We start from the raw sequence: 24,097 nt of genomic DNA, 5'->3' as shown, positions 1-24,097 counted from the left end.
GGAACAGGCAGGTGCTGCCAATGCAACACCTGCCTATCCTTAAAATTTGTAGTTGTCCCTGTCAGGCCGGACCTAAGGGCGTGGGGGATTTCTTTGGAAAAGCTGTACGGGGAAAGGCCAGCGGAGAATCCACCATCAAGCCGGAATATACAGGAAACGGGATCCTGGTACTGGAGCCCACCTACCGGCATCTGATCCTCCTGGATGTGGCTGACTGGGGCGGCTCTGTGGTCCTGGACGACGGCCTTTTCCTGGCCTGTGAGTCCAGCCTGAAGCACAAAGCAGTCATGCGGGCCAACCTGTCCTCTGCCGTGGCCGGAGGAGAGGGGCTGTTCAATTTAAGCCTCAACGGAAACGGCGTGGCGTGCATCGAGGCCTCCTGTCCCAGAGAGGAGTTAATTGAGATCCGCCTGGAGAACGACGTTCTGAAGGTGGATGGGAATTTTGTGATCGCCTGGAGCAGCACTCTGGACTTTACGGTGGAGCGGTCCGGAAAGAGCCTCATCGGCTCAGCGGCCTCTGGAGAGGGGCTGGTGAACGTATACCGCGGCACAGGAAAGGTCCTGATGATGCCAACGGCCAATATGCCCAATATTTAAAAAAGAGGCGGGATCCGGTTCAGTCTGTGGATCCCGCCGTTTTTTCATTTCTGTTATTCCTTCTTATCCAGAAAATCCAGCTCTTTTTTTTAAAAACTCCATAAACATCTGCTCCGGAGGCGACACTGGCTCCCCGGCCCGGCGGATGCAGCCGAACTCCATGGTAAACCCAGGAATGGGGATACAGCATAGGCCGTATTCTTCTGCCCAGGATGGAGGCATGGCGATGCCCACACTGTAAGCGTTGGTGGCAGCGATAACCCGGGTCCGCATATTGCCCGAGCTGACCCGGAACAGCTTTGAGAGATTGATGAAGCTTACCTGGGAGATGCGGTTATAGGGGGATCCCCGGTCCCCTTCAATGGCATACTCCACAAAGGGATAATCCTTCAGCTTCTCCAGCTTAAAATCCGGATCCTGGGCCAGGGGGTGGTTTTTGGAAAGATTGACGTTGCAGGGAACGTCCAGGAGCTTTCTGTATTCCAGGCCGCGCTCCTCCATTTCCCGGATCATGGAGGGGGCGTTTAAATTGTTGCTGACGGTGATGACCAGGTCGGCTTTTTTCTGATTCAGAAGCCGCATTCCCTCATACTGGTACTCACGGTACAGGGAAACCTGGTAATTTTTCAGTTCTTTGGCAGTCTCTACCTGGCCGCAGAGCCGGATGAAGGCCTCCTCCACCATGGGACAGTTGGGATTTACGATCCCGAACCGGAGCCTGGACCGGCTGTTTCCAATTTCCTGGATCTCGTCCACATCCTTCAGGATCCGGACAGCCTTCTGGACAAATAAAAGGCCCTCTTTCGTGAAACGCACGCCTTTGGCCCCGCGTTCCATGATCTCGAAGCCCAGTTCATTTTCCAGATTCCTTACGGCATTGCTGATATTGGGGCGGGACAGATAGAAACGTTCCGCTGCCTTGGATATGGAGCCTGTTTCATAAATAGCCAGGACATATTGAATCTGCTCTATTTTCATCGGTATCACCTGGGTTTTTTGAATGATTTGCACAAAAAATATACATCCCTGTAATTATTTCATATCTACCTGGAATTGTCAACCACTGGTATGATGGAGGCAGATAAGAAATCTGAACGAAAGCAGGGAGGCTTTATCATGGACAAACAGACAGCTTTAGACTTGCTGGACGAGAAGCAGGATTTCCTGTTCTCCGTCAGCGACTCCATCTGGGACAATCCAGAGACAGATTATACAGAAACGGTTTCTTCCGGGATCCTTATGGACGCTTTGAAGAAAGAGGGCTTTACGGTGACCTCTGGCCTGGCCGGGATCCCCACAGCGTTTTCCGGATCCTATGGCAGCGGCTCTCCGGTGATCGGGATCCTGGGCGAGTTTGATGCCCTTTCGGGATTGAGCCAGAAGGCGTGTGCTACGGAGAAGGAGGCGCTGGAGCCGGGAGGAAACGGACACGGCTGCGGCCATAACCTGCTGGGGACCGGAAGCCTGGCAGCGGCCATTGCTGTGAAAGAGTATCTGAAGGGATCAAAAAAGCCCGGAACCATCATTTATTTCGGCTGCCCTGCCGAGGAAGGAGGTTCCGCCAAGGCGTTTATGGCCAGGGACGGCGTATTTAAAGGCGTGGACATCGCCCTTTCCTGGCATCCCAACCAGTTAAACAGCGTATGGGCCTTCAGCACCCTTGCGAATGTGAGAATCCACTATTTCTTTAAGGGAGTCAGCGCCCATGCGGGAACCAGCCCCCACCTGGGCCGCAGCGCCTTGGATGCCCTGGAGCTGATGAACATGGGCGTCCAGTTCTTAAGAGAGCACATCATCCCAGAGGCCAGGATCCATTATGCCATCACCAACACAGGCGGAGACGCCCCCAACGTGGTCCAGGCGGAGGCGGAGTCTGTTTATCTGATCCGCGCGCCCAAGAATGACCAGGTTCGGGAGATCTACGAAAGAGTCAACCAGATCGCCAGAGGAGCCGCTATGATGTGCGGCGTGGAGGTGGAGATCCAGCTGGAAAAGGCCTGCTCCAATATCCTGGTGAACCACACTCTGGAGGAGGTGCTCTATGAGAACATGAAGGCCGTGGGCCTGCCGGAATACACAGAGGAGGAGTATGCCTTTGCCAGCGCCATCTAGGATACCATGCCGGGCAGGCAGAAGCTGGCGGACCGGTTTGAGCGGATCATGGGAGAAAAGGGCCGGGTTCTGGGCGAGCAGTACGATAAAAAGAGCATTTACAGCTTTATCCTTCCCTACCGCCCCTCTGAAAAACCTTTGTCCGGCTCTTCAGACGTGGGAGACGTGAGCTGGGTATGCCCCACCTCCCAGATCGTTGCGGCCACCTGTGCGGGAGGCACGCCGGAGCACACCTGGCAGATGGTGTCACAGGGAAAATCCTCCATTGCCCATAAGGGACTCCTGTACGCCGGAAAGGTCCTGGCAGCGGCGGCCATCGACCTGCTGGACGATCCGGAGCTGGTAAAAAAGGCAGCTGAAGAGTTTAAGAGAAAAACGGGACCAGACGGATATCAGCCGCTGCTTCCCAAGGATGCAAAGCCCTGGATGAAGAAATAAAAGGAAGGGGAGACGCAGGATATGTCAAAAAAGAAAAACGTACCCGCTGACGTCCAGGAGGACCAGCGGGACCGGAAGATGTCCAAGGGAGAGCTTGTCTCCTACGGCCTTGGCGGCGTGGCCAGCACCATGCCTTCCCAGTTTAAAACGGCCTATGCCATGAACTTCATGAGCGATGTGGCCGGTCTCCATGTGGGAGCCGTAGGTATCTTAAATACGCTGCTGATCATCTGGGATGCCATCAACGATCCCATCATCGGCGGCATCGCGGACCGTACCAATACAAAGCGGTGGGGCAAGTACCGCCCCCATATGATCATGGGGATCCTTTTATGGGCTGTGATTATGGTCATGCTGTTTACTGTCCCGGATCTTCCGGAGACCGGAATGTGGATCTATTATATTGTGGCGCTGCTCCTGTATTCGGTTTTCTATACCCAGTTTACGGTTCCGTGGCAGGCATTGAACAGTGCCATGACCCGGGATCCACAGGAACGGAATCTGATGCTCACCTGCCGTCAGTACGGCGGCTTCATTGCCGGAGCCGTTGTGGGCGTGATCACCATTCCCATTGTACAGAAATCGGCCGATCCCAGAACTGGATGGCTCATCAGCGTGGGGATCGTTTGTGTCACCATGATCATCACCGGCCTCTGTGCGGCCAACGGAGCCAAGCGGGTGGATTACTATAATTCCCTTCCCACTCCGGAAAAGATCCATTTTAAGAGCCAGATCGGACTGGTGATCCATAACCGGGCCGTGATCTGCGCAGCCCTGCTGCTGGGAGCCGTTACCCTTGTGAATACCATGAGTTCTGCACTTTCCTTATATTATCTCCGGTGCGTGGTGGAGAACATGGGCTTAAAAGCCGTATTCTCTCTGGTATCCCTGGGGATCAGCCTGGTGGTCATCCCCATGATGCCTGCCATGCTGAGAAAATTTGGCAAGATCAAAACTGTGTTCATCGGTATGTTTGTGATCCTGATCCAGTCCATCTGGCTCCTGGTGCGCCGGGAATTTGCCACAGATTTTGAGGTCATTGGCATGGGATTTGTGGGAAGCCTTGGCTTTGTATTCGCGAATGTGGCGGTGCTGGCTATGATCCCCGACTGCACAGACTATACAGAGTGGAAGTTTGGAACGGCCCAGGCCGGGTTCATCAACGCCACGATCACCTTTATGAAGAAATTCTGCTCCAGCTTTTCCACCATGATCGTGGGCGTTGCCCTGGCGTCTGTGGGGTACAGTGCCTCAGAGACCTCCCAGGAGGTCATCGACATGATCGTGAACTTAAAGATCGCCTATCCCATTGTGTTAATGATCGTTACGGTGATCCTGGTGAAGCTTTATCCCATTACGCCAGCCTTCGCAAAGACCATGCGCGCGGAGCTTAAGCAGCGCCGGGAGGCGGCGAAGAAAAATTCCTAATGCCAGTTTCTCTATATTGTCATACATACTCCTTTGAGAAGCCGCGGGCCGTCTGCCTGCGGCTTTCCACATACTCAGAATAGGCAGATATGGTTTCCTTCGCTTAAAACAGATGGACATTCTGACTGGGAAATAGTAAAATTGCCATATGATGAAACGTAATAAAACAGGTCATTTTATTTCCCTGGCGGCCGGAATGGTGGCGGTGCTTCTGCTGTTCTGCGTTTTCCTGGCCAGCCGGGATGATTCCAGGCTGTTTTCCGCCGGGGAGCTGGCTGGAAGCGCTCTTTATATTGAAAATCATACATGTCCCAGAACGTTCAGCGCGCGAAGGGTTAATGAGGAAGAGGTGTGCGAAGAAGTGATCTCTCTCTGCAAAAGCCTAAAAAAATTCCGGTATATTGCAGTGACAGAGATGATACTGGGATGCGTCATGGATGAACCTAGGACGGCAGTATTCCTGTGCGGAGAGGAATACAGGATCCAGATCAGCTTTTTTGATCCGGAAGGCCAGCTTTCCTATGATTCCGCGCACAGGGAGAACCCGGTCGTAATCGCTTCCAGAAGCGGGCCGGATGGTAAAGAGATCTGGGGAGGCTACTGCACGCTGCCGCCGGACGATTATGCGAAGCTGTATGACCTGGTCTATGGCTATGAGGAAGGGGAGCTGGTGAGAAAAATTGAATGAGAGAAGAAAAAACTGGAACCATCTGCTCTTTTTCCTGGCAGGAGCCGTAATGATGGGAGGGATCCTGGCAGCAGGCGGCAGATACGGCAGAAGGGACAGGGTATTTTCCCGGGGAGAGCTGGAGCGGGATCATACACTGTACTTCCACAATGTGACCTGCAAGGCAGAAACCGACGTCTGGACGGTCGAAGAGGACGACGTTTTTAATAAGGCAACAGGCTACTGTATGGGGTTAAAGCGGTTCCGTCCGCTGACAGCGCTGGACAGCAGGAACGGCGAAGGAAGTACGGATCATCATAGCCCTGTGATCCTGCTGGAAGGGAGAGAGCAGTGTTACCGGATCGGATTTTACTATTTTTCAGAGCAGACGGCTCTGTACTTCCAATACCGTGAGGAGCCGCTGATGGTAGTTTCCTGTTATACGCCGGAGGGGGAGTTCCTTTGGGAATGGTTCTGCAAGATGCCGCCGGACGATCACGTTCTGCTGTACGAGCTGGCCCAGACATATGTGGGAGACCAGGCCGGGATCGTGAGCCGGGAGATCCTTGGGGATTAAATTGTTTATTCACCGATTGAAGCAAACAGCTGACTGATAAATTCAAATGCCTGAATTGCTTTTTTAAAGCTCTGGCGATCCGATGTATAGAGCAGATCCTCATGAAGTGTTTCGTATCGGCTACGAATTTCATCGTTGAAATACTGTTTCCAGTTTTCAAAGGCATATGCCCTCATCGGATCATATTCTTCAGAAATATTACGTTTCTGAAGATAGAAGCTGTCGGTTTCTTTTGTAAGGCTTAAAAGCTGCTTCAGATGTTCCGTATCCTTTAGGAATTTTTGGATGTCACTGCGATCCAGAAGGACTGTAACATCGTATATGTGACGCACCTTTCCTGGAAGCGTTCCGCAGATTGCATGTCTCTTAACAGACATCACCTTATCCAGGAAGGTTCGTGTGATATCAAGTGTATTCACATTGACTTCCTGCAGATCGAATTCTTCCACAACATTATGCATGCCTTTTGCGTCAAGGTATTCCTGAATATAGGTTTTCATACTTCTCTTTGAAAAAGGGTCCGGTCTGACACTGGAGCCAATCTCCAGCTTTATGCGACAGGTTTCCCGGCTTTCATTTTCAGGCCAGACATATGCGCTTTTGTTCCGGTCATTACGCTCAGCCTCTATTTTCTCCATCAGAAAACCAGCTGAGATCGTATTCTCAATCCTTTTTAAGGCCCTGCTGTATTTTTTATTATTCATATCCTCTACAGGTATGAAGGTCAGATCAATATCCTCAGAAAAACGATTGATAGACCCTGGGTAACATTTACTGAGAGAGGTCCCTCCCTTAAACACACAGGCTTCGGCGTATTCGCTGTTTTGAAGATTTTGCATCATTTGAACAATATAGTAATCCCTGCGGACTGCATCGGCAGGGACTCCAATATAATCTGCTGAGATAGCGATCAGTTCTTCAAATTCTTCTCTATGCTTGTGCAGGTTCATAGAATTCCTCCATTTCCGGAATCGCATATGATGAGAGTGCTGATAAGAACTGGCATAAGGTGTTTTCAACACCAAAGTAATTCAGAAATCTCTCCAGAAATGCAATGGTTGATTTCTTATACTTCCGATTTTTAAGGACAAATACTGCGGCAGTATCAGAGTATCCAAGTGCGAATTCTCTCATATATGCAGCCAGTGCGGATTTACTGATATCTTCAATGGACTTATAGTTCTGAAGAATCTCCAGTGTTTCAATTACCGGGATCGTATCCTGCGTCAAAGCAACCCCACTGTATGTCACGCAAACGTTATTGATATTTTTCTTTTGCTCTGAAATGGCAGAAGAAAGGATCTCAACCCGTTTACTGATCTGTGTTGTCAGTTCTTTCTGATTGTAAAGTCTGTAACCAATTACAATGCCTTTCCCATCACTCGTATAGTGACCGACAATTTCTTTTTCGCTGATCGGAATTGCTCCAAATCGTGATTTCTTTGGTCTGTAATATAAGCCTTTGGCAAGATGTACAAGGGAGCCTTGCCTGCTCATTCTTTCCAGTGTTTTATAGTAGGTCATCTCAGGAATAGTGCCGAATGATCTTTGATATAAAACGCTTGCTTCCAGAAGCTTATTTTCAGGCTCCTGCCCGATCACTGTCTTGATGTATTCTGCATAGCTGTTCATACGCCACCTCCCTAACATCATTATATTTCAGACATATAAAATGTCAAGTAAAATTTATTTTTCCTTGACACATGTTCCAGGGAAAGTTTTCTGGAAAATCTTGTGCAGAAAATAAAAATGTGGTAGCCTGTAATCAGAAAAGAATCTGTTGCAGAAGGAGGGATCCGGGATGTTTGACCTGTTCGGCATATTATTTCCAATCGTTTTTTTCATGGTCCTGGGGACATTCATCATGACCATAGCAAAGGGGCTCAGCACCTGGAATAAGAATAACCACTCGCCGCGGCTGACGGTGGAGGCAGCGGTCACAGCCAAGCGCATACATGTGACCCATCACCGCCATGCCAATGCGGGAGACGTTTCGGGGGCCCACGGCTTTACGGACACATCCTCCACGAAGTATTTTGTCACCTTCCAGGTGGAAAGCGGAGACCGGATGGAGCTTTCCGTTTCCGGGCCGGAATACGGGATGTTAGCTGATGGAGACACAGGACGGCTTTCTTTCCAGGGAACCAGGTATCTGGGCTTTGAGAGAGATTGAGAATGGAGATTAAAGGATGAGATTAAGGAATGTACTGATCGTTGTGAAGGACATGGAGCGGTCAATAAAGTTTTACCATGACCTGTTCGGCCTGGACACGGTGGTGGATCAGGATGGAAACGTGATCCTGACGGAGGGCCTGGTGCTCCAGGATGAGAAGCTGTGGAAAAAGTTCCTGGGGCGGGAGGTGATCCCGGAGAACAATTCCTGTGAGCTGTATTTCGAGGAGCGGGAGTTTGACTGCTTTGTGGAAAAGCTGGAGCGCCTGTATCCGGAGGTACAGTATGTGAACCGGCCCATGACCCATAGCTGGGGCCAGAGAGTGGTCCGGTTCTATGATCCAGACGGGAATCTGATCGAGGTGGGAACGCCGGTATGATGCTGGAGGAAAGAAGGAGGAAGAAAAATGGACTATAAGATCGTGCGGCTCACAGACCGGCCGGAACTTAAGGAACAGGCGGCCCGGTGGTTCCATGAAAAATGGAGGATCCCACTGGAGGCGTATATGGAGAGCATGGAGGAGTGCCTGGAGGAGAAGGGCCCGGTTCCCCAGTGGTATATGGCGCTGGACGGGGAGCGGATCATCGGCGGCATGGGAGTGATCGAGAATGATTTTCATGACCGGAAGGATCTGGCTCCCAATGTGTGTGCTGTATACACAGAGGAGGATTGGCGGGGCCGGGGCGTTGCCGGCTCGCTGCTGCGGTACGTGTGCGCGGACATGAAGGAAAAGGGGATCGATCCTCTGTATCTGATCACCGATCATACTTCTTTTTATGAACGGTACGGCTGGGAATATCTCTGTATGGTACAGGGAGAAGGGGAAGCGGAAAAGATAAGAATGTATATCCACAGAGGGGAGGAATGATCCTGTGGAAAAAAGGATGTGGATCAGGCGGATACTGGGGATCCTGCTTATTGTGGGAGGATTCCTTTTTGGAGCCAGCCGAGGCCCGGCGGGCGTCTGTCCCGGAGACAGGATCTTCTCTGCCCTGGGGCTTCCGGTCTGGTCCCAGGGGACGACAGGGACCCATTATCCGGGGCTGGCAGGCCTTGCCGCAACCATGGCGGGGATCGCCGTGGTCAATACCACTCTCGGGGAAAAGGCAAGGATCCGGGTGTGGACCATAGTGGTCGTGATCCTTGTGCTGGATATGGTCCGGGCGGTCCTGGGGTAGAGGACAGGGAGCGGCCCTGGCCTGTGACCTCTGGAGGACAGGAAGCAGGGCCGGATCCCGGGACAGAAAGAGCAGCCCCGGAGCGGCGGGCCGCAGAGCGGAGGACAAAGGAAGGAGTGCGCCATGGATCGCAGCGATGTGAGCTTTACATTTTTAGACAGGATCCGGGAGATCGAGGAAAATATCGAGGACGGGCGGTTTCAGTCGGCCCTGGCGCTGGCGGTGACGCTGCCGGATATCTGCGGCGGGATCGCGTTTCCGGAGCTGGTAAAGCGAGGCCGGGACGGGAGGATCCTGCGGGACAGATCCGGGGAGCCCAGCCGGGATACCGGGCGGCAGTATTCCCAGTGGGTGGATACATACGGGACCCCGTTCCTAAAAAAGGACCCGGCTGACGAAGCGCCGTATATCTGCGGGGAGCGGCTGTGGCAGCTGAGATGCGAGTACCTGCACCAGAACAAGGGCTTCGACAACGATACACCCGACACGGAGGTACGGTTCCACCTGGGGCTCAACTGCGGCAGCAGCATCTGTAACCTGGATACGGAGGACGGATCCGATATCCGCCTGGATATTGAGGAGCTGTGCCGCAGAATCTGTCTGGCGGCCCGGAGCTTTTATGAGGAAAACAGGGAGAACATGGATTTTGCCCTTTATAATACGCCGGTCATTGATTTCACCAGGTGGAAGGAGGAGGCGTTTTCGGCCCGGAAGGTGCTGGGCATCGTCACAGGGGACCGGATCTACGGAAGCGGGCTTAAGGCGGCCCTGGGGCAGTATTACCGGCTGGCAGTTTCGGGAGTTTCCTGGGAGGAGGTCCGGAAGAAGCTGAAAAAGGAAAAGCCCGATGTGTGGATCCTGGACCGGGAATTCTTAAAATATGTGGATCATGAGGACGGAGACGGTAAGGGGCCGGCAGTTTTTATCTTAAAGGAGCCAGGCAGCAGAGAGGCAGGTCTGGAAGGGTATCCGTATCTGGATAAGTTCATGGACCTGAAGGAAATGCGGAGGACCATCCGGTCCGGCCAGGAGGGAACAGAACGGAAACAGGACGCTTAAATGGAGGAAGAGGAACGGATGTGGATGATGGCAGCAGCGGCAGGATTTTCCGGGACCCTGATCCTGGGTCTTCTGCTTTACAGGGAAAGGCTGAAAGGAAAACGGCTCGTGGAGCGGAAGAAGGAGCTGGAGGAGGAGCTGAGGAAGGCAGAAAATGAGGCAGAGCGGATAAAAGAGGCAGAATCCCGGCTTTCCAAACAGGTCTCAGAGCTGGAAAAAAGCCTGGAGGACCAGAGAAGGGAACGGAGGGAGATCTGCGGGGCGGCGGCCAACGTACACCTATACGCCCAGCTGGGAGGCGAAAAGGCCGCCTCCAGGGAGCTTAAGGGGATCCTCCAGGTGATCGCAAAGGAAAGCCGGAAGATCGCAGAAAGGATGGATGCATGAACCAGCCGTTTATAAAAAGGGCAGTTATTGAGTGGGAGAAGATCGGCCAGGACAGCTATTTAAGGCGGATCCCGGCGCTGGAGGGCCTGGAGGCGCTGGAATTTGACGCTCCGGTCACATGCTTTGTCGGGGAGAATGGCAGCGGGAAATCCACGCTCCTGGAGGCCATGGCCATTGCGGCCGGGTTTAATCCCGAGGGAGGGTCCAGAAACTACCATTTCTCCACCTATGACTCTCATTCAGAACTGTGGAGGGCCCTCCGGCTGGTGCGGGGATATAAAAAACCGTCCTGGGGATATTTTCTGCGGGCTGAGAGCTTTTACAATGTAGCCACCAGAGAAGAGGAATATGCGGATTTTCTGCATCCTTCAGAGAAATATCATGAAAAATCCCATGGAGAGAGCTTTCTGGCTGTGGCCCAGAAGTATCTGACGCCTGGAGGCCTGTATTTTTTAGACGAGCCGGAAGCGGCCCTCTCCCCCCAGAGACAGCTTACGCTTTTAATGGAGATCTTCCAGTGCGCCAGACAGGGGGCGCAGTTTTTTATGGTATCCCACTCTCCGATCCTTCTGGGCCTTCCGGGGGCCAGGATCCTTTCCTTCGATGACGGGGAGGTCCATCCCTGTGCCTATGAGGAAACGGAAAGCTATCAGGTGATGGAAATGTTCATCAACAGCCGGGAGCTGCTCTTAAAAAAGCTTTTGAAAGATTTATAAAAAAATTTATAAAATATCCCTTGCTTTTTCTTTTAAAAGAGGTATAATACCCATAGCCAATACAAAAAAATGAATAAATATTCAAAATGAGATTTCAGACAGAATGAAGAAGCAGAAAGGGAAGGAAAAATGATGAAGATGATGAAGAAAGCAACAGCAGTGATCCTGGCAGCAGCCATGGCAGCGGCTCTGACTGCATGCGGCGGCGGAGAAAAGGCTGAGACGACAGCGGCAGATACAAAGACTGAGACAACGGCGGCAAAGGAAGACGCCAAGGGAGCAGAGAGCTCCGCTGAGGAGACAAAGGCCGGAGAAGAGGCAGCCGCTGGCGGCACCATCCTTATGGCTACCAACGCAGAGTTCGAGCCCTGGGAGTTCCATGACGGCGACGCCATCGTGGGCATCGACCCGGAGATCGCAGGAGCCATTGCTGAGAAGTTAGGTATGGAGCTGAAGGTGGAGGATATGGCCTTCGATGCCATTATCCCGTCTGTGGCCTCTGGAAAGTGTGACTTTGCCATGGCCGGCATGACCGTAAATCCGGAGCGTGCGGCTTCCGTGGACTTTACAGATACCTACGCCTCCTCCTCTTTGGTGATCCTGGTAAAGGCTGACAATACAGAGATCACAGGAGAAGATACCCTGGCTGGCCACGTTGTGGGAGCCCAGCTTGGAACCACCGGCGATACCACAGCCTCTGACATCTGCGGCGACGATAAGGTGGAGCGTTATAATACCTTCTTTGAGGCAGTCCAGTCCTTAAAGCAGGGCAAGATCGACGCGGTCCTTTTAGACAAGGCTCCGGCCAACGTATTCCTTTCCCAGAACGATGACTTAAAGCAGGCCGGTGAGGAGCTTGGAAAAGAAGAGTATGCCATTGCAGTGAAAAAGGGCAATACAGAGCTCCTTGAGAAGTTAAATGCAGCCATCGCCGAGCTTAAGGAAGACGGGACCATCGACGAGATCGTGAACAAATATATCCCGGCAGAATAAGGAATGGAAAATTATGGAAAGGGCTTTTTAATCTGGCCTATATAGTGTAAAATGAACATGTAACTGGAAAATAATGGAGCTGTCGCAGGGGAGGAGATCTGAATTTCTTCTGCGGCAGCCCCATTGTCGTGTCATAAAAATAATTCCAGACCGGAGGAAACGGCTGGAAAAACAGAGAAAGGAATGAAAACGTGAACTTAGAAGAGCAGCTTACAGCGGAACAATTTTACAACAACTTTGTCGCCGACGACCGGTTCGTAAAGTACATTCTGGGAGGTCTGAAAACGACCCTCCTCGTTACTTTATTTGCCGTGCTCCTTGGCATTTTTCTTGGGTTCCTGGTGGGGACCGTGCGCTCCACCTATGAAAGGACAGGGAAGCTTGGGGTCTTAAACGTGTTCTGCCGCGCCTATCTTTCTGTGATCCGCGGAACGCCGGTGACAGTCCAGCTGATGATCACATATTACTTTATTTTTTCGTCTCCGGACTCCTCCAAGCTGCTCTGCGCGATCCTGGCCTTTGGAATCAACTCCGGAGCCTATGTGGCGGAGATATTCCGGTCCGGCATCATGTCCATCGACAATGGACAGTTCGAGGCGGGAAGAAGCCTGGGCTTCAATTACGCCCAGACCATCTGGTATATTATCCTGCCCCAGGCCTTTAAAAATGTCCTGCCGGCCCTCTGCAACGAGTTCATCGCCCTTTTAAAGGAGACCTCCGTATCCGGCTTCATTGCCCTCCAGGATCTGACAAGGGGAGCGGATATCATCCGGAGCCGTACCTATAACGTGGTGCTCCCGCTTTTTACGGTGGCATTAATCTACTGGATGATCGTGACCTTTTTGACCTATATGGTGGGAAAACTGGAAACCAGGCTCAGAAAGAATGAAAAGAGGTAAGTCATGGCGGAAAATCAGACAAAGAACCGGGAGATCGGCGCAGGTGAGCCGCTGATCCAGGTAAAGGAATTATGTAAATCCTTTGACGGGGTGGACGTGCTGAAGAACATTACCACCACCATTAAAAAGGGAGAGGTCGTATTTGTGGTGGGGCCGTCCGGCTCCGGAAAATCCACGTTCCTCCGGTGCATGAACCTGCTGGAGGAGCCCACCGGCGGCCATATCTTTTTTGAGGGAACGGATATCACCGATAAAAATACGGATATCAATCTGCTGAGACGGAAGATGGGGATGGTGTTCCAGCAGTTCAACCTGTTCCCCCATATGAGCATCATGAAAAACATGACCATCGCTCCCGTGAAGCTTCTGGGAGTGAAGGAGGAGGATGCCGTAAAGGAAGCCGAAAAGCTCCTGGCCCGCGTGGGACTTTTAGACAAAAAGGACGCTTATCCGGGACAGCTTTCCGGCGGCCAGAAGCAGAGGATCGCCATTGTCCGGGCGCTGATGATGAAGCCGGATGTGATGCTGTTTGACGAACCCACCTCGGCCCTGGACCCGGAAATGGTGGGCGAGGTATTAAACGTAATGAGAGAGCTGGCAAAGGAGCATATGACCATGCTGGTGGTGACCCACGAGATGGGCTTTGCCAGAGAGGTGGCCGACCGTGTCATGTTCCTGGACGGCGGCGATTTTGTGGAGGAGGCCCCGCCGGAGGAATTTTTTACAAATCCCAAATCAGAGCGTCTGCGCTCCTTCTTAAGCAAGGTATTATAAAAAACAGAGAAAGCGCCAGACTGGATACACAGAGATCCGGTCTGGCGCTTTTTTGGAATTTTCTTGCATTTTACAGAAAATATGTGTAAAATCAAACTTATGAAAGACGAAAGACCGAATGTTTGATTCTTAGAAGGACAGCGGCGAATGCCGCAGGAAGGAGCGATGCTCATGAGCAGACTGGAAATGGTCTCTCCGACGAGAGCAAAGATCGTCATGGAGGGGCTTTATAAGGACCTGGAACGAAGGATCGAGGCGAGCCAGCCGGGACTCTGTCCCGTGGACCTGGCCCGGGCGTTTCTGGAGCTGTGCTACGCCCAGACGTGCGGGAAATGCGTGCCCTGCCGGATCGGCTTAAAGCAGCTGATGTTTCTGATCCAGGACGTACTGGACGGAAAGGCTACCATGGACACGTTAAAGCTGATGGAGGAGACGGCTCTGGCGGTCATGGAAGCCGCCGACTGCGCCATTGGATATGAGGCGGCCAATATGGTCTATAAGGGGCTGACCGGCTACCGGGACGAGTATATCGAGCATGTGAAGCACGGCCGCTGTACCTGTGTGGCCTCCCAGCCGGTGCCCTGCGTGACCCTGTGCCCGGCCCATGTGGATATCCCGGGATATATCGCCCTGGTCCGGGAGGGCAGGTATGCGGACGCCATCCGCCTGATCCGGAAGGACAATCCCTTCCCCACCTCCTGCGCCTTCATATGCGAACACCCCTGCGAGTCCATGTGCCGCAGGAACATGGTGGACGACGCCATTAACATCCGCGGGCTGAAGCGGGTGGCAGCGGATTTTGCGGGAGAGGTGGATCCCCCGGCTCCGGCTCCGTCCACGGGAAAAAAGATCGCCGTCATCGGCGGAGGCCCCGGAGGCCTGAGCGCGGCCTATTACTTACAGCTCATGGGCCATCAGACCACGGTTTATGAGATGCTTCCGGAGCTGGGCGGCATGCTCCGGTACGGGATCCCCAATTACCGTTTTCCCAAGGAGCGGCTGGAGGACGATATCCGCAGTATTTTAAAAACAGGCGTTCAGGTGAAGCATGGATTAAAGATCGGAAAGGACATCACCATCCAGGAGCTCCAGAAGGAATATGACGCTATCCTCATCGCCATCGGAGCCAGCGCTGATAAGAAGCTGCGCCTGGACCATGAGGACGCAGACGGCGTGCTGTCGGCGGTGGAATTTTTACGGAGCGCAGGCCTTGGGGAGCTGCCGGACCTCACAGGAAAGCAGGTGGTGGTGGTCGGGGGCGGCAACGTGTCCATGGATGCGGTGCGGACGGCAAAGCGCATGGGCGCGGAGAAGGTCAGCATCCTGTACCGCAGACGGCGTCACGATATGACGGCCCTGCCGGAGGAGATCGAGGGAGCCGTGGCCGAAGGGATCGAGCTTTTGACCTTAAAGGCACCGTCCTCCATCGATGTGGATGAGAACGGACGGGTCCGGGGGATCTGGGCCACGCCCCAGATGGTCAGCGCCATAAAGGACGGCCGCGCCGGGATCCAGCCCACAGGAGAGCCGGACGTGTATATCCCCTGCGATGTGCTGATCCGGGCCATCGGCCAGGATATCGAAACCAGCCATTTTGAAGAGGCAGGGGTCCCGGTCCAGAGAGGAAAGATCATCACCAGGAGCACAGGAGACTTTGAAAACATGCCGGGCGTCTTTGCCGGCGGCGACTGTGCCAGCGGACCGGCCTCGGTCATCAAGGCCATTGCGGCAGCCAAGGTGGTGGCGGCCAACATCGACGAATATCTGGGCTTCCGCCACGAGATCTCCTGTGATGTAGAGATCCCGGACGCCAATCTGGAGGACCGGACGCCCTGCGGACGGGTCAACCTGACGGAGCGGAAGGCCTGCCAGCGGGTCCATGACTTTGAAGGCGTAGAGAACTGCATGACAGAAAAGGAGGCCAGACAGGAGGCCGACCGGTGCCTGCGCTGCGACCACTTTGGCTATGGAATCTTTAAGGGAGGCAGGGATACGATATGGTAAATGTGACGATCGACGGAAAGAAGATCCAGGTAAGAGAAGGAACGACGATCATGGACGCCGCAGCCAGATGCGGGATTCCGATCCCCAGTCTGTGCTATTTAAAGGATATCAACGAGATCGCCGCCTGCCGCGTCTGTGTGGTGGAGCTGGAGGGAAAGGATCGGCTGATCACCTCCTGCAACAACGTGGTGGCCGAGGGCATGGTGCTTTATACCAACAGTCCCAAGGTCCGCCGCCACAGGAGAAAGATCGTGGAGCTTCTCCTGTCCCAGCACGACTGCCTTTGCGCCACCTGCCAGAGGAGCGGGAACTGCAGCCTTCAGAAGATCGCCAATGATCTGAATATTTTGGAAATTCCCTTCCACCATACGTTGGAACACCAGCCGTGGAATAAAAATTTTCCATTATTGCGAAAATCTGAAAAATGCATCAAATGTATGCGCTGTGTCCAGATCTGTGAAAAGGTCCAGGGACTGGGGATCTGGACCGTGGAGGGGACCGGTTCCCGGGTGACCATCAATGTTTCCGGCAGAAAGACCATCGAGGAGGCGGACTGCTCGCTCTGCGGCCAGTGCATCACCCACTGCCCGGTGGGGGCACTGACTGCCAGGGACGATACGGAAAAGGTCTGGGAGGCCATCGAGGATCCGGATAAGATCGTAGTGGCCCAGGTGGCTCCGGCGGTGCGGACTGCCTGGGGCGAGGAGCTGGGGCTTTCCCCGGAGGAGGCCACCATCGGCCGGATCATGGACGCTTTAAAGCGCATGGGCGTGGACTACGCCTTTGATACGGTTTTTTCGGCGGATCTGACCATTATGGAGGAGGCCAGTGAGTTCCTGGAGCGGTTTACAAAAGGCGAATTCAGGGACAGACCCATGTTCACCTCCTGCTGCCCCGGCTGGATCCGGTTCGTAAAGACCCAGTTCCCCCATATGGTGAAATATCTGTCCACGGCCAAATCGCCCCAGCAGATGTTCGGAGCGGTGATGAAGACGTATTATGCCCAGAAGCTGGGAGTGGACCCGGAGCGGATCTTCACAGTTTCCATCATGCCCTGCGTGGCCAAGAAGGCGGAGCGGGAGATGGAGCTGTTTTATGAGGAATACGCAGGCCACGATGTGGACGCAGTCCTGACCACAAGAGAGCTGGTACGGATGATCCGGTCCGCCCACATAAGGCCGGAGGGCTTAAACGATATTGAAAGCGACAGCCCCATGCGGGAGGGGACCGGAGCCGGAGTCATCTTCGGGGCCACCGGCGGCGTCATGGAGGCGGCTTTGAGGACGGCCTACTTTGCCCTGAAAGGGAAAAATGCTCCGGCAGACGCCTTCCGGGCAGTGCGCAGCCTGGGCTTCAACGCCAACAACGGCGTCCAGGAGGCAGAATTCAAGATCGACGATTTGGTGCTCCGGACGGCAGCAGTCAGCGGCCTGGGAAACACCAGGGCTCTTCTGGAGCGGATCGACCGGGGAGAGGTCCATTACGACTTCGTGGAGGTCATGGCCTGCCCCGGAGGCTGTGTGGGCGGAGGCGGACAGCCCATCCACGATGGGAAGGAGCTGGCCTTTGAACGGGGAAGGCAGCTTTATTATCTGGACGCCGGCGCCAGACTCCGGTATTCCCATGAAAATCCGGACGTGAAGGCTATGTACGAGGAATTTTTTGAAAAGCCCAATTCCCATAAAGCCCATCTGCTGCTGCATACGGAGCACAGGAAATAGGGCGGGGGAGTTTTCTGGCGGACATGAATGGTCCGGGAAAGGAGTCCATGAAACGGAAATATAAGATCGCAATGGTCCAGATGGACACCCAGAACAATAAGGAAAAGAATCTTGAGGACGCCTGTGCCTGGATCGATGAGGCGGCGGCTTCGGGGGCGGAGCTGGTGTGCTTTCCCGAGGTCATGAACCTGATCGGGAAAAACACAGGTCCCGGCGGAGGAAGGGAGCCGATCCCTGGATATTCCACCGGGCGGCTCATGGAAAAGGCGGCGGAGCATGGAATCTATATCCATGGCGGCAGCATTACGGAGGAGATCCCGGGAGAAAAACGGGCCTGCAACACCAGCGTGCTCATAGGACCCGACGGCGGGATCCTGGCCAGATACAGGAAGCTCCATACCTTTGACATCACCCTGGCCGACGGCCGGCCGTTCCGGGAATCGGACCGGATCCGCCCTGGAGACACAGTGGTGACGGCGGAAACAGAGCTGGGGTGCTTCGGAATGTCCATCTGCTACGATGTGCGGTTTCCGGAGCTGTACCGTCTGCTGGCCATAAAAGGAGCTAAAGTGTTTTTTGTTCCGGTGAGCTTCACAAAGGAGACCGGGGAGGAGCATCTGGAGCTTCTCCTCAGGGCCAGGGCCGTGGAAAACGGCTGCTATGTGATCGCGGCAGCCCAGACCGGGGTGAAGCCGGCCTATACGGCTTATGGGAACAGTATGCTCATCGATCCCTGGGGAAAGGTCCTGGTACGGGCCGGACGGGAAACAGGGGTCTTTTATGGAGAGCTCGATCTGGATCATGTCGATGCGATCCGCCGCCGGATGCCGTCCCTGGAAAGCCGGAGGACGGACGTGTACCAGGTGGAGGAAAAAAGAAAGTAAAAAATTTGCAGTTCCATCTTGACAGTTCCAGGAATCTTTTGTATAGTGGAACCATCATATGACTGACGGAAGTGGAAGAAACCACATGAAGTATGATCTTGCTGAGCCGACCGTCTGGGCAATCTGCCCGGATGGACGGCTCTTTTTTGCTTTGCAGGAAGGCGTGAACGGGGCCCCAGGGCAGATCTGGAACTGAGAGGAGTTTCATCTGGTTTTGCTGAGAAGGAGGAGATCGTATGGCCATGGGACGGATCCATTCCTGGGAATCCATGGGGCTTGTGGACGGACCCGGGATCCGCACGGTGATTTTTTTACAGGGCTGCCGCCTGCGGTGCCGGTATTGCCATAATCCGGATACGTGGGAGCTCTGCGGAGGGGGGACCCTGGAATCTCCGGAGGAGACTGTAAACCGGCTGATGCGGTTTAAACCCTATTACGGGGCCGACGGAGGCGTTACGTTTTCCGGAGGGGAGCCGCTGTTACAGAAGGAATTTCTGACAGAGGTCCTTGCCCTGTGTAAAAGCCGTGGGATCCATACCTGCCTGGATACGGCGGGAGTGGGCTGCGGCGGTTATGGGGAGATCCTCAAAAATACGGATCTGGTGCTTCTGGATGTGAAGCATTATACGCCAGAAGGGTATCAGGCTGTCACCAGCCGGTCCATGGATGCCTATGAGGAATTTTTGGACGCGGTCCAGTCCATGGAGGTTCCCTTGTGGCTCCGCCATGTGGTGGTTCCCGGCCTTACGGACGGAGAGGACCATCTGGCGGGTCTGGCAGAGTATGTAAAGGGAATACGGAATGTGAAGCGGGTGGAGCTGCTTCCATATCATGTTCTGGGGGTGCCCAAATACCGCGCCATGGGAATCCCATATCCTCTGGAGGGCGTGCCGCCCATGGAGAGCGGAGCTCTTGTCCAATGGCAGGAGCGTATGAACTGCGGGCTGAAAAACGGCTGAGGGTCTGAGGAGCATTGGAGATCAGATGGAAGAGACTGGGATCACAAAACGTGGTCTGTGACAGGGTGAAAGGAGATCAATATGAGTATCGATGTAAACTGTACAGCATGGAGAGGCTTTAAGACCGGCGAGTGGCGCCATGTGGTCAACGTAAGGAACTTTATCCAGAAAAACTATACGCCCTATGCAGGCGGAGATGGATTTCTGGAGGGGACCACGGAAAAGACGAAAAAAGTATGGGAAAAGGCTCACGGCCTGATCCTGGAGGAGGTAAAAAAGGGCATTGTGGACGTGGATACCACAGTGGTGTCCGGCATCGACAACTTTGCTCCCGGCTATATTGATAAAGACAATGAAGTGATCGTCGGGCTCCAGACCGACGCGCCATTAAAGCGCATCGTCAATCCCTTCGGCGGCATGCGGATGGCCAAGAGCGCCCTGGAGCAGTACGGCTACCAGCTGGATCCGGACGTGGAAAAGCACTTTAATCTATACAGAAAGACCCATAACGACGGTGTATTCGACGCATACCCGGAGCGGATCCGTGTGGCCCGGAGCGCAGGACTTCTGACAGGACTTCCCGACGCCTATGGCCGCGGCCGGATCGTTGGCGACTACCGCCGTGTCCCCCTTTACGGCACAGATTTCCTCATTGAGTCCAAAAAGGCAGACCTGAAGCTTTTAGACGGGCCCATGACCGACGAGAGGATCCGTCTCAGAGAGGATGTGAGCGAGCAGATCCGCGCCTTAAAGAAGATGGCGGACATGGCTGCGAAGTACGGCTGCGATATCACAAAGCCTGCGGAAAATGCCCATGAAGCCGTCCAGAACCTGTATATGGCCTATCTTGCCGGGATCAAGGAAAACAATGGGGCAGCCACCAGCCTGGGACGGACCGCCACCTTCCTGGATATTTATATCCAGAGAGACATGGAGGCGGGGATCCTTACAGAGGCTGGAGCCCAGGAGCTCATCGACCAGTTTATCATCAAGCTCCGTCTGGTGCGCCATCTGAGGACGCCGGAGTACAACGAGCTGTTCGGCGGAGATCCCACCTGGGTGACCGAAAGCCTTGGAGGAATGGGCGTGGACGGCCGGACGCTGGTGACGAAGAACACCTTCCGCTATCTCCATACACTGACCAACCTGGGAACCGCCCCGGAGCCCAACCTGACCGTGCTCTGGAGCCAGAACCTGCCGGAGGCCTTTAAGGATTACTGCGCGAGGATGAGCATTGATACAGACTCCATCCAGTACGAGAACGATGATCTGATGCGGCCCATGTACGGCGACGATTACTGCATCGCCTGCTGCGTATCGGCCATGGCTGTTGGAAAGCAGATGCAGTTCTTCGGCGCCAGGGCCAACCTGGCCAAGAGCCTGCTTTACGCCATAAACGGCGGCGTGGACGAGTTAAAGGGACTCCAGGTGATCCCCGGACTGGAAAAGAATACAGAAGAGGTCCTGGACTACTCCCATGTGCTGGCGGACTATAAGAAGACCCTGGCCTATGTGGCGGAGCTTTATGTGGACACCATCAACATCATCCACTTCATGCATGATAAATATGCCTATGAGGCCAGCCAGATGGCCCTTCACGATACATGGGTGGAGCGCCTGGCAGCTTTCGGCGTTTCCGGCCTTTCCGTGGCTGTGGACTCTTTATCGGCCATTAAATTCGCAAAGGTGATGCCCGTAAGGGATGAGAACGGAGTGGCCGTGGACTTTAAGGTGGAGGGAGAGTTCCCCAAATACGGAAACGATGACGACCGGGTGGACGACATCGCCGTGGAGCTGGTGTCCTTCTTCTCCGCAGAGCTTAAAAAGCACGCCCTGTACCGGGATGCGATCCATACGCTGTCAGCTCTCACCATCACCAGCAACGTGATGTACGGTAAGAAAACGGGAACGACGCCAGACGGAAGAAAGGCCGGAGAGCCCTTCGCCCCGGGGGCCAATCCCATGCACGGAAGGGACAGCCACGGCGCGCTGGCGTCCTTAAACTCTGTGGCTAAGATCCCCTACCGGGCCGTATGCCAGGACGGAGTTTCCAACACCTTCTCCATTACGCCCACGGCGCTTGGAAAATCGGAGGAGGAGCGGATGAAGAACCTGGTGATGATCTTAAACGGATACTTTATCCAGGGAGCCCATCACTTAAACGTCAACGTCATGAACCGGGAGCTCCTCATCGACGCCATGGAGCATCCGGAAAAATATCCGACCCTGACCATCCGTGTTTCCGGCTACGCCGTGAACTTCAGCCGTCTCAGCAGAGAGCAGCAGCTGGAGGTCATCAAGCGGACGTTCCACGAGAGTATGTAAAAACAGAAAGCCCCTGTTTCCTGGGAATCCCGGGAGGCAGGGTTTTTTTACGGGACGGACCAGGGCGTTTCCTGCCGGATGGAGGAGAGTGCCGGGGCGCTGGTAAGATACAGCCCCGGCAGATGTCCTTATGGGGCGTGCGTTTTTTTTACAGGCCCCCTGTCTCCGATCCTTCTTCTTTCTCTGGTTCTCGGCTGCCGGGATGTTTTAAGAGATCGTGGAGGCCGGCTGCGCCGTATAAGCGACCGTGATCATCGTGATATAATCGTCAAGCTCCCGCAGAGCCATTTCGTTGAGCCCTTCCTCATAGGCGAAGCCGGTCAGTGTGAGCTTATGTTCCTGGGCAAAGGACAGGAGACGGTCATAAACGTCCTTCAGACGGTCCCAGCTTCCTACGCTGAACGCCCGCAGATATTCTCCCGCAGGCAGCACTGCATCATACTGTCCGGCCTCATTTCTGCCATAAGAAAAGAAGCAGTCATAATCATTGAAATTTCCGGAAGAAATATTCTGGATGGAGATCCGGCTGCCGAAGTTGTCGTACAGACCGAAGATGGTTTTCAGACGGAGAGAAAAATCGGCGGCTACGGAAAAATCATGCTCATCGTAAGCCCCGGTGATGGGCGCAGAGAGCAGAATGTGCCGTTTAGGCAGATGGATCCGCTCGATCTTTCCATGGCTGGCCGAAAGCCCCAGCGCCAGCTTTTCCTGCTTCTGCTGTAAAAAGGCCTTTACCTCCAGGAGCTGGCAGATGGACCGGTCAATGAGCTCCAGCTTTTCCTTGATGATCTGGGTAAAGGAAGCGTCAGACGGGTGGTCTGTGTAAGTCCGGATCTCTTCGATGGAGAGTCCCAGGCGCCGGAAGATCAGGATCATTTCCAGCTGCACCGCCTGGAAGCGGCTGTAATAGTGATATCCGTTTTCATCGATCATTTCCGGGCGGAACAGGCCGATATCATTGTAATAATGCAGAGTCCTTTTGTTGATCCCGTTCATTTTTGCAAATTCCCCGGAGGTAAGAAAATATTTCTTATTTTTCATACGAATCTCCCCTTGACTGTACAGTTACTGTATATATTATGATACACTACGTAAGAAAAATATGCAAGATTCTGGAGGAAAAAATGAGATTTGCAGAAATAGAAGCCAGTCAGTGGAAGGAAATAAAAAGTATTTACATGGAAGCCTTCCCCAAAAGAGAGAGAAAGCCGTTTTTTGTCCTGAAGCATTCGGTGAAGCGGAGAAAGGCCAGGGTCTTTACGGCATCCGATGAAAATAGACTGCTGGGCTTTGCTGTTGCCATCCCGTATCAGAATATGGTCATGGTGGATTATCTGGCCGTATCCGGAAAGATCCGGAGCAAAGGGACCGGAAGCTTCATCATGCAGGAGATATGCCAATATTTTTCAGATAAGAAGGTGGTCCTCCTGATCGAGCGGCTGGACGAGGGAGCGGAGAACCAGGAGCAGAGGATCGCCAGAAGACGGTTCTATCTGAAAAACGGATTCACCTCTGCGGATATTTTTGTGGAGGGAGCCGGAGGGGATATGGAGATCCTGAATTTTGGAGGGAAGGTATCTCCGGAGGATTATATGCGCCTTCAGAAGTATGCCCTGGGAAGATTTTTGTTCAGTCTGTCGGGAATGCGGATCGTGGAACCGGCAAGGGCGTAAGAAAGCCGCCGGTCCGCGGTCATAACAGCTCCATGGGTTTCATATGATGTACAAAACGTTCCCAGGGGAAGACCCATGAAGGAATATATCGAAGAACGGGCGGTCCAGATCGCCAATTACATCATAGACGAGAATGCTACGGTGCGCCAGACGGCGAAAAAGTTTGGGATATCGAAGAGTACAGTACATAAAGACGTCACCGACCGCCTCACCCACATCAATCCCGCCCTGGCGGCCCAGGCCCGGGTGGTGCTGGACATCAACAAGGCGGAGCGCCACATCCGCGGCGGACTGGCCACCAAGGAGAAATATGAGCACCGGCTGCAGGCCTGCAGCCGGGAAAACAGATGACCCGGATGGCGGGAACGGAAAAAGCTGTCTCCGGCAGGCCATCCAGGTACTTGACAAACCACTGAAAATCCTTTAAAATCAGTGGACATAAGACCTATATGAAAAAGCAGTGAAGGGAAAAAGTAAACGGAATGCGGCATCCCAGAGAGAAGGCGGCGGTGGGAGCCTTTATGTACGCGT

Annotated in this window: 27 protein-coding genes, 1 riboswitch and 1 other annotated feature (1 of these 29 running past the window's edge); of the genes, 23 read left to right on the top strand and 4 right to left on the bottom strand. The window is 53.8% G+C overall.

Going from position 1 to position 24,097, the window contains the following annotated elements; all coding sequences use genetic code 11:
• The coding region (locus OCV69_RS04090) for an AIM24 family protein (RefSeq protein WP_158357840.1) at positions 1-599 on the top strand (599 nt) is incomplete at its 5' end.
• A 63-nt stretch (positions 600-662) separates the two neighbouring features.
• Here the strand turns inward: OCV69_RS04090 and OCV69_RS04085 are convergent.
• Positions 663-1,577, bottom strand: a complete 915-nt coding sequence (locus tag OCV69_RS04085) for a LysR family transcriptional regulator (RefSeq protein WP_158357838.1) — start codon at positions 1,575-1,577, stop codon at positions 663-665.
• A gap of 138 nt (positions 1,578-1,715) precedes the next feature.
• Between OCV69_RS04085 and OCV69_RS04080 the strand changes: the two genes are divergently transcribed.
• The 5 genes from OCV69_RS04080 to OCV69_RS04060 all read left to right on the top strand — a co-directional run bounded on the left by OCV69_RS04080 (position 1,716) and on the right by OCV69_RS04060 (position 5,821).
• The gene (locus tag OCV69_RS04080; protein ID WP_262562987.1) at positions 1,716-2,711 is read left to right on the top strand and encodes an amidohydrolase; all 996 of its coding nucleotides are present in this window, start codon (positions 1,716-1,718) and stop codon (positions 2,709-2,711) included.
• Between the two features lie 6 nt (positions 2,712-2,717).
• Positions 2,718-3,149: a zinc-binding metallopeptidase family protein gene (locus OCV69_RS04075; protein ID WP_262562986.1), complete on the top strand. Its 432-nt coding sequence runs from the start codon at positions 2,718-2,720 to the stop codon at positions 3,147-3,149.
• Positions 3,150-3,170: 21 nt separating this feature from the next.
• Entirely contained in the window at positions 3,171-4,577 is a 1,407-nt protein-coding gene (locus OCV69_RS04070; protein WP_158357836.1) for an MFS transporter, read from the top strand.
• 148 nt (positions 4,578-4,725) lie between these two features.
• The gene (locus tag OCV69_RS04065; protein ID WP_158357834.1) at positions 4,726-5,265 is read left to right on the top strand and encodes a hypothetical protein; all 540 of its coding nucleotides are present in this window, start codon (positions 4,726-4,728) and stop codon (positions 5,263-5,265) included.
• Positions 5,258-5,821: a hypothetical protein gene (locus OCV69_RS04060; protein WP_158357832.1), complete on the top strand. Its 564-nt coding sequence runs from the start codon at positions 5,258-5,260 to the stop codon at positions 5,819-5,821. The genes OCV69_RS04065 and OCV69_RS04060 overlap by 8 nt, the downstream gene beginning before the upstream one ends.
• A 5-nt stretch (positions 5,822-5,826) precedes the next feature.
• On the opposite strand, the gene OCV69_RS04055 is transcribed toward OCV69_RS04060, so the two are convergent.
• Entirely contained in the window at positions 5,827-6,771 is a 945-nt protein-coding gene (locus tag OCV69_RS04055) for a nucleotidyl transferase AbiEii/AbiGii toxin family protein (protein WP_262562985.1), read from the bottom strand.
• Complete coding sequence (locus tag OCV69_RS04050) at positions 6,752-7,453, bottom strand: hypothetical protein (RefSeq protein WP_158357829.1); 702 nt, start codon at positions 7,451-7,453, stop codon at positions 6,752-6,754. The genes OCV69_RS04055 and OCV69_RS04050 overlap by 20 nt, the downstream gene beginning before the upstream one ends.
• Positions 7,454-7,622: 169 nt before the next feature.
• On the opposite strand from OCV69_RS04050, the gene OCV69_RS04045 reads away from it, so the two are divergent.
• The 15 genes from OCV69_RS04045 to pflB all read left to right on the top strand — a co-directional run bounded on the left by OCV69_RS04045 (position 7,623) and on the right by pflB (position 21,893).
• Positions 7,623-7,994: a DUF2500 domain-containing protein gene (locus OCV69_RS04045; RefSeq protein ID WP_158357827.1), complete on the top strand. Its 372-nt coding sequence runs from the start codon at positions 7,623-7,625 to the stop codon at positions 7,992-7,994.
• A 16-nt stretch (positions 7,995-8,010) separates the two neighbouring features.
• A complete protein-coding gene (locus OCV69_RS04040) occupies positions 8,011-8,373 on the top strand; it encodes a VOC family protein (protein ID WP_158357825.1) in 363 nt (120 codons plus the stop codon).
• A 27-nt stretch (positions 8,374-8,400) separates the two neighbouring features.
• Positions 8,401-8,862, top strand: a complete 462-nt coding sequence (locus OCV69_RS04035) for a GNAT family N-acetyltransferase (RefSeq protein ID WP_158357823.1) — start codon at positions 8,401-8,403, stop codon at positions 8,860-8,862.
• Between the two features lie 4 nt (positions 8,863-8,866).
• Complete coding sequence (locus OCV69_RS04030; RefSeq protein WP_158357821.1) at positions 8,867-9,172, top strand: hypothetical protein; 306 nt, start codon at positions 8,867-8,869, stop codon at positions 9,170-9,172.
• A 123-nt stretch (positions 9,173-9,295) separates the two neighbouring features.
• Positions 9,296-10,231, top strand: coding sequence for a hypothetical protein (locus OCV69_RS04025; RefSeq protein WP_158357819.1), 936 nt, complete (start codon positions 9,296-9,298; stop codon positions 10,229-10,231).
• A complete protein-coding gene (locus OCV69_RS04020) occupies positions 10,232-10,618 on the top strand; it encodes a hypothetical protein (RefSeq protein ID WP_158357817.1) in 387 nt (128 codons plus the stop codon). It begins immediately after the preceding gene.
• Entirely contained in the window at positions 10,615-11,334 is a 720-nt protein-coding gene (locus OCV69_RS04015; protein ID WP_158357815.1) for an AAA family ATPase, read from the top strand. Before OCV69_RS04020 ends, OCV69_RS04015 begins: the two co-directional genes overlap by 4 nt.
• A 138-nt stretch (positions 11,335-11,472) precedes the next feature.
• Positions 11,473-12,327, top strand: coding sequence for a basic amino acid ABC transporter substrate-binding protein (locus OCV69_RS04010; protein ID WP_158357856.1), 855 nt, complete (start codon positions 11,473-11,475; stop codon positions 12,325-12,327).
• A gap of 191 nt (positions 12,328-12,518) precedes the next feature.
• Positions 12,519-13,226 (top strand): amino acid ABC transporter permease, encoded by a 708-nt coding sequence (locus OCV69_RS04005; protein WP_158357813.1) that lies wholly within the window; start codon positions 12,519-12,521, stop codon positions 13,224-13,226.
• 3 nt (positions 13,227-13,229) lie between these two features.
• Positions 13,230-14,000: an amino acid ABC transporter ATP-binding protein gene (locus OCV69_RS04000; protein ID WP_158357811.1), complete on the top strand. Its 771-nt coding sequence runs from the start codon at positions 13,230-13,232 to the stop codon at positions 13,998-14,000.
• A 171-nt stretch (positions 14,001-14,171) separates the two neighbouring features.
• Positions 14,172-16,004 carry an NAD(P)-binding protein gene (locus OCV69_RS03995; protein WP_158357809.1) on the top strand — a complete coding sequence of 611 codons (1,833 nt, stop codon included), beginning with the start codon at positions 14,172-14,174 and terminating at the stop codon, positions 16,002-16,004.
• Entirely contained in the window at positions 15,998-17,725 is a 1,728-nt protein-coding gene (locus tag OCV69_RS03990; RefSeq protein ID WP_158357807.1) for a [FeFe] hydrogenase, group A, read from the top strand. Before OCV69_RS03995 ends, OCV69_RS03990 begins: the two co-directional genes overlap by 7 nt.
• A 47-nt stretch (positions 17,726-17,772) precedes the next feature.
• Positions 17,773-18,609: a carbon-nitrogen hydrolase family protein gene (locus OCV69_RS03985; RefSeq protein WP_158357805.1), complete on the top strand. Its 837-nt coding sequence runs from the start codon at positions 17,773-17,775 to the stop codon at positions 18,607-18,609.
• Positions 18,610-18,657: 48 nt separating this feature from the next.
• A riboswitch (ZMP/ZTP riboswitch) is annotated at positions 18,658-18,736 on the top strand.
• Between the two features lie 109 nt (positions 18,737-18,845).
• Positions 18,846-19,568, top strand: coding sequence for a pyruvate formate-lyase-activating protein (pflA, locus tag OCV69_RS03980; RefSeq protein ID WP_158357803.1), 723 nt, complete (start codon positions 18,846-18,848; stop codon positions 19,566-19,568).
• Between the two features lie 81 nt (positions 19,569-19,649).
• Positions 19,650-21,893 (top strand): formate C-acetyltransferase, encoded by a 2,244-nt coding sequence (gene pflB / locus OCV69_RS03975; RefSeq protein ID WP_158357802.1) that lies wholly within the window; start codon positions 19,650-19,652, stop codon positions 21,891-21,893.
• 207 nt (positions 21,894-22,100) lie between these two features.
• Here pflB and OCV69_RS03970 read toward each other — a convergent pair whose 3' ends face one another.
• The gene (locus OCV69_RS03970) at positions 22,101-22,934 is read right to left on the bottom strand and encodes a MerR family transcriptional regulator (protein ID WP_158357800.1); all 834 of its coding nucleotides are present in this window, start codon (positions 22,932-22,934) and stop codon (positions 22,101-22,103) included.
• An 83-nt stretch (positions 22,935-23,017) separates the two neighbouring features.
• Here OCV69_RS03970 and OCV69_RS03965 point away from each other — a divergent pair, with 83 nt between their 5' ends.
• Complete coding sequence (locus tag OCV69_RS03965) at positions 23,018-23,566, top strand: GNAT family N-acetyltransferase (protein WP_158357798.1); 549 nt, start codon at positions 23,018-23,020, stop codon at positions 23,564-23,566.
• A 75-nt stretch (positions 23,567-23,641) separates the two neighbouring features.
• Complete coding sequence (spoIIID, locus tag OCV69_RS03960) at positions 23,642-23,917, top strand: sporulation transcriptional regulator SpoIIID (RefSeq protein WP_158357796.1); 276 nt, start codon at positions 23,642-23,644, stop codon at positions 23,915-23,917.
• Between the two features lie 100 nt (positions 23,918-24,017).
• Positions 24,018-24,097, top strand: a binding site (T-box leader); it runs 171 nt beyond the window's last position.

The sequence above is a fragment of the Alitiscatomonas aceti genome, from assembly GCF_025567195.1.
Lineage (GTDB): Bacteria > Bacillota > Clostridia > Lachnospirales > Lachnospiraceae > Alitiscatomonas > Alitiscatomonas aceti.
Note: the sequence above shows the minus strand (reverse complement) of the source record. Positions and strands in the feature narration are given on the sequence as shown.

Coding starts and splice junctions, on each gene's coding strand:
- pflA (WP_158357803.1), top strand. CDS start 18,846: ATGGCCATGGGACGGATCCATTCCTGGGAATCCATGGGGCTTGTGGAC.
- OCV69_RS04080 (WP_262562987.1), top strand. CDS start 1,716: ATGGACAAACAGACAGCTTTAGACTTGCTGGACGAGAAGCAGGATTTC.
- OCV69_RS04055 (WP_262562985.1), bottom strand. CDS start 6,771: ATGAACCTGCACAAGCATAGAGAAGAATTTGAAGAACTGATCGCTATC.
- pflB (WP_158357802.1), top strand. CDS start 19,650: ATGAGTATCGATGTAAACTGTACAGCATGGAGAGGCTTTAAGACCGGC.
- OCV69_RS04010 (WP_158357856.1), top strand. CDS start 11,473: ATGATGAAGAAAGCAACAGCAGTGATCCTGGCAGCAGCCATGGCAGCG.
- OCV69_RS03990 (WP_158357807.1), top strand. CDS start 15,998: ATGGTAAATGTGACGATCGACGGAAAGAAGATCCAGGTAAGAGAAGGA.
- OCV69_RS04065 (WP_158357834.1), top strand. CDS start 4,726: ATGATGAAACGTAATAAAACAGGTCATTTTATTTCCCTGGCGGCCGGA.
- OCV69_RS04035 (WP_158357823.1), top strand. CDS start 8,401: ATGGACTATAAGATCGTGCGGCTCACAGACCGGCCGGAACTTAAGGAA.
- OCV69_RS04040 (WP_158357825.1), top strand. CDS start 8,011: ATGAGATTAAGGAATGTACTGATCGTTGTGAAGGACATGGAGCGGTCA.
- OCV69_RS04015 (WP_158357815.1), top strand. CDS start 10,615: ATGAACCAGCCGTTTATAAAAAGGGCAGTTATTGAGTGGGAGAAGATC.
- OCV69_RS04075 (WP_262562986.1), top strand. CDS start 2,718: ATGCCGGGCAGGCAGAAGCTGGCGGACCGGTTTGAGCGGATCATGGGA.
- OCV69_RS04000 (WP_158357811.1), top strand. CDS start 13,230: ATGGCGGAAAATCAGACAAAGAACCGGGAGATCGGCGCAGGTGAGCCG.
- OCV69_RS03985 (WP_158357805.1), top strand. CDS start 17,773: ATGAAACGGAAATATAAGATCGCAATGGTCCAGATGGACACCCAGAAC.
- OCV69_RS04050 (WP_158357829.1), bottom strand. CDS start 7,453: ATGAACAGCTATGCAGAATACATCAAGACAGTGATCGGGCAGGAGCCT.
- OCV69_RS04070 (WP_158357836.1), top strand. CDS start 3,171: ATGTCAAAAAAGAAAAACGTACCCGCTGACGTCCAGGAGGACCAGCGG.
- OCV69_RS04020 (WP_158357817.1), top strand. CDS start 10,232: ATGGAGGAAGAGGAACGGATGTGGATGATGGCAGCAGCGGCAGGATTT.
- OCV69_RS03995 (WP_158357809.1), top strand. CDS start 14,172: ATGAGCAGACTGGAAATGGTCTCTCCGACGAGAGCAAAGATCGTCATG.
- OCV69_RS04025 (WP_158357819.1), top strand. CDS start 9,296: ATGGATCGCAGCGATGTGAGCTTTACATTTTTAGACAGGATCCGGGAG.
- OCV69_RS04085 (WP_158357838.1), bottom strand. CDS start 1,577: ATGAAAATAGAGCAGATTCAATATGTCCTGGCTATTTATGAAACAGGC.
- OCV69_RS04045 (WP_158357827.1), top strand. CDS start 7,623: ATGTTTGACCTGTTCGGCATATTATTTCCAATCGTTTTTTTCATGGTC.
- OCV69_RS03970 (WP_158357800.1), bottom strand. CDS start 22,934: ATGAAAAATAAGAAATATTTTCTTACCTCCGGGGAATTTGCAAAAATG.
- OCV69_RS03965 (WP_158357798.1), top strand. CDS start 23,018: ATGAGATTTGCAGAAATAGAAGCCAGTCAGTGGAAGGAAATAAAAAGT.
- spoIIID (WP_158357796.1), top strand. CDS start 23,642: ATGAAGGAATATATCGAAGAACGGGCGGTCCAGATCGCCAATTACATC.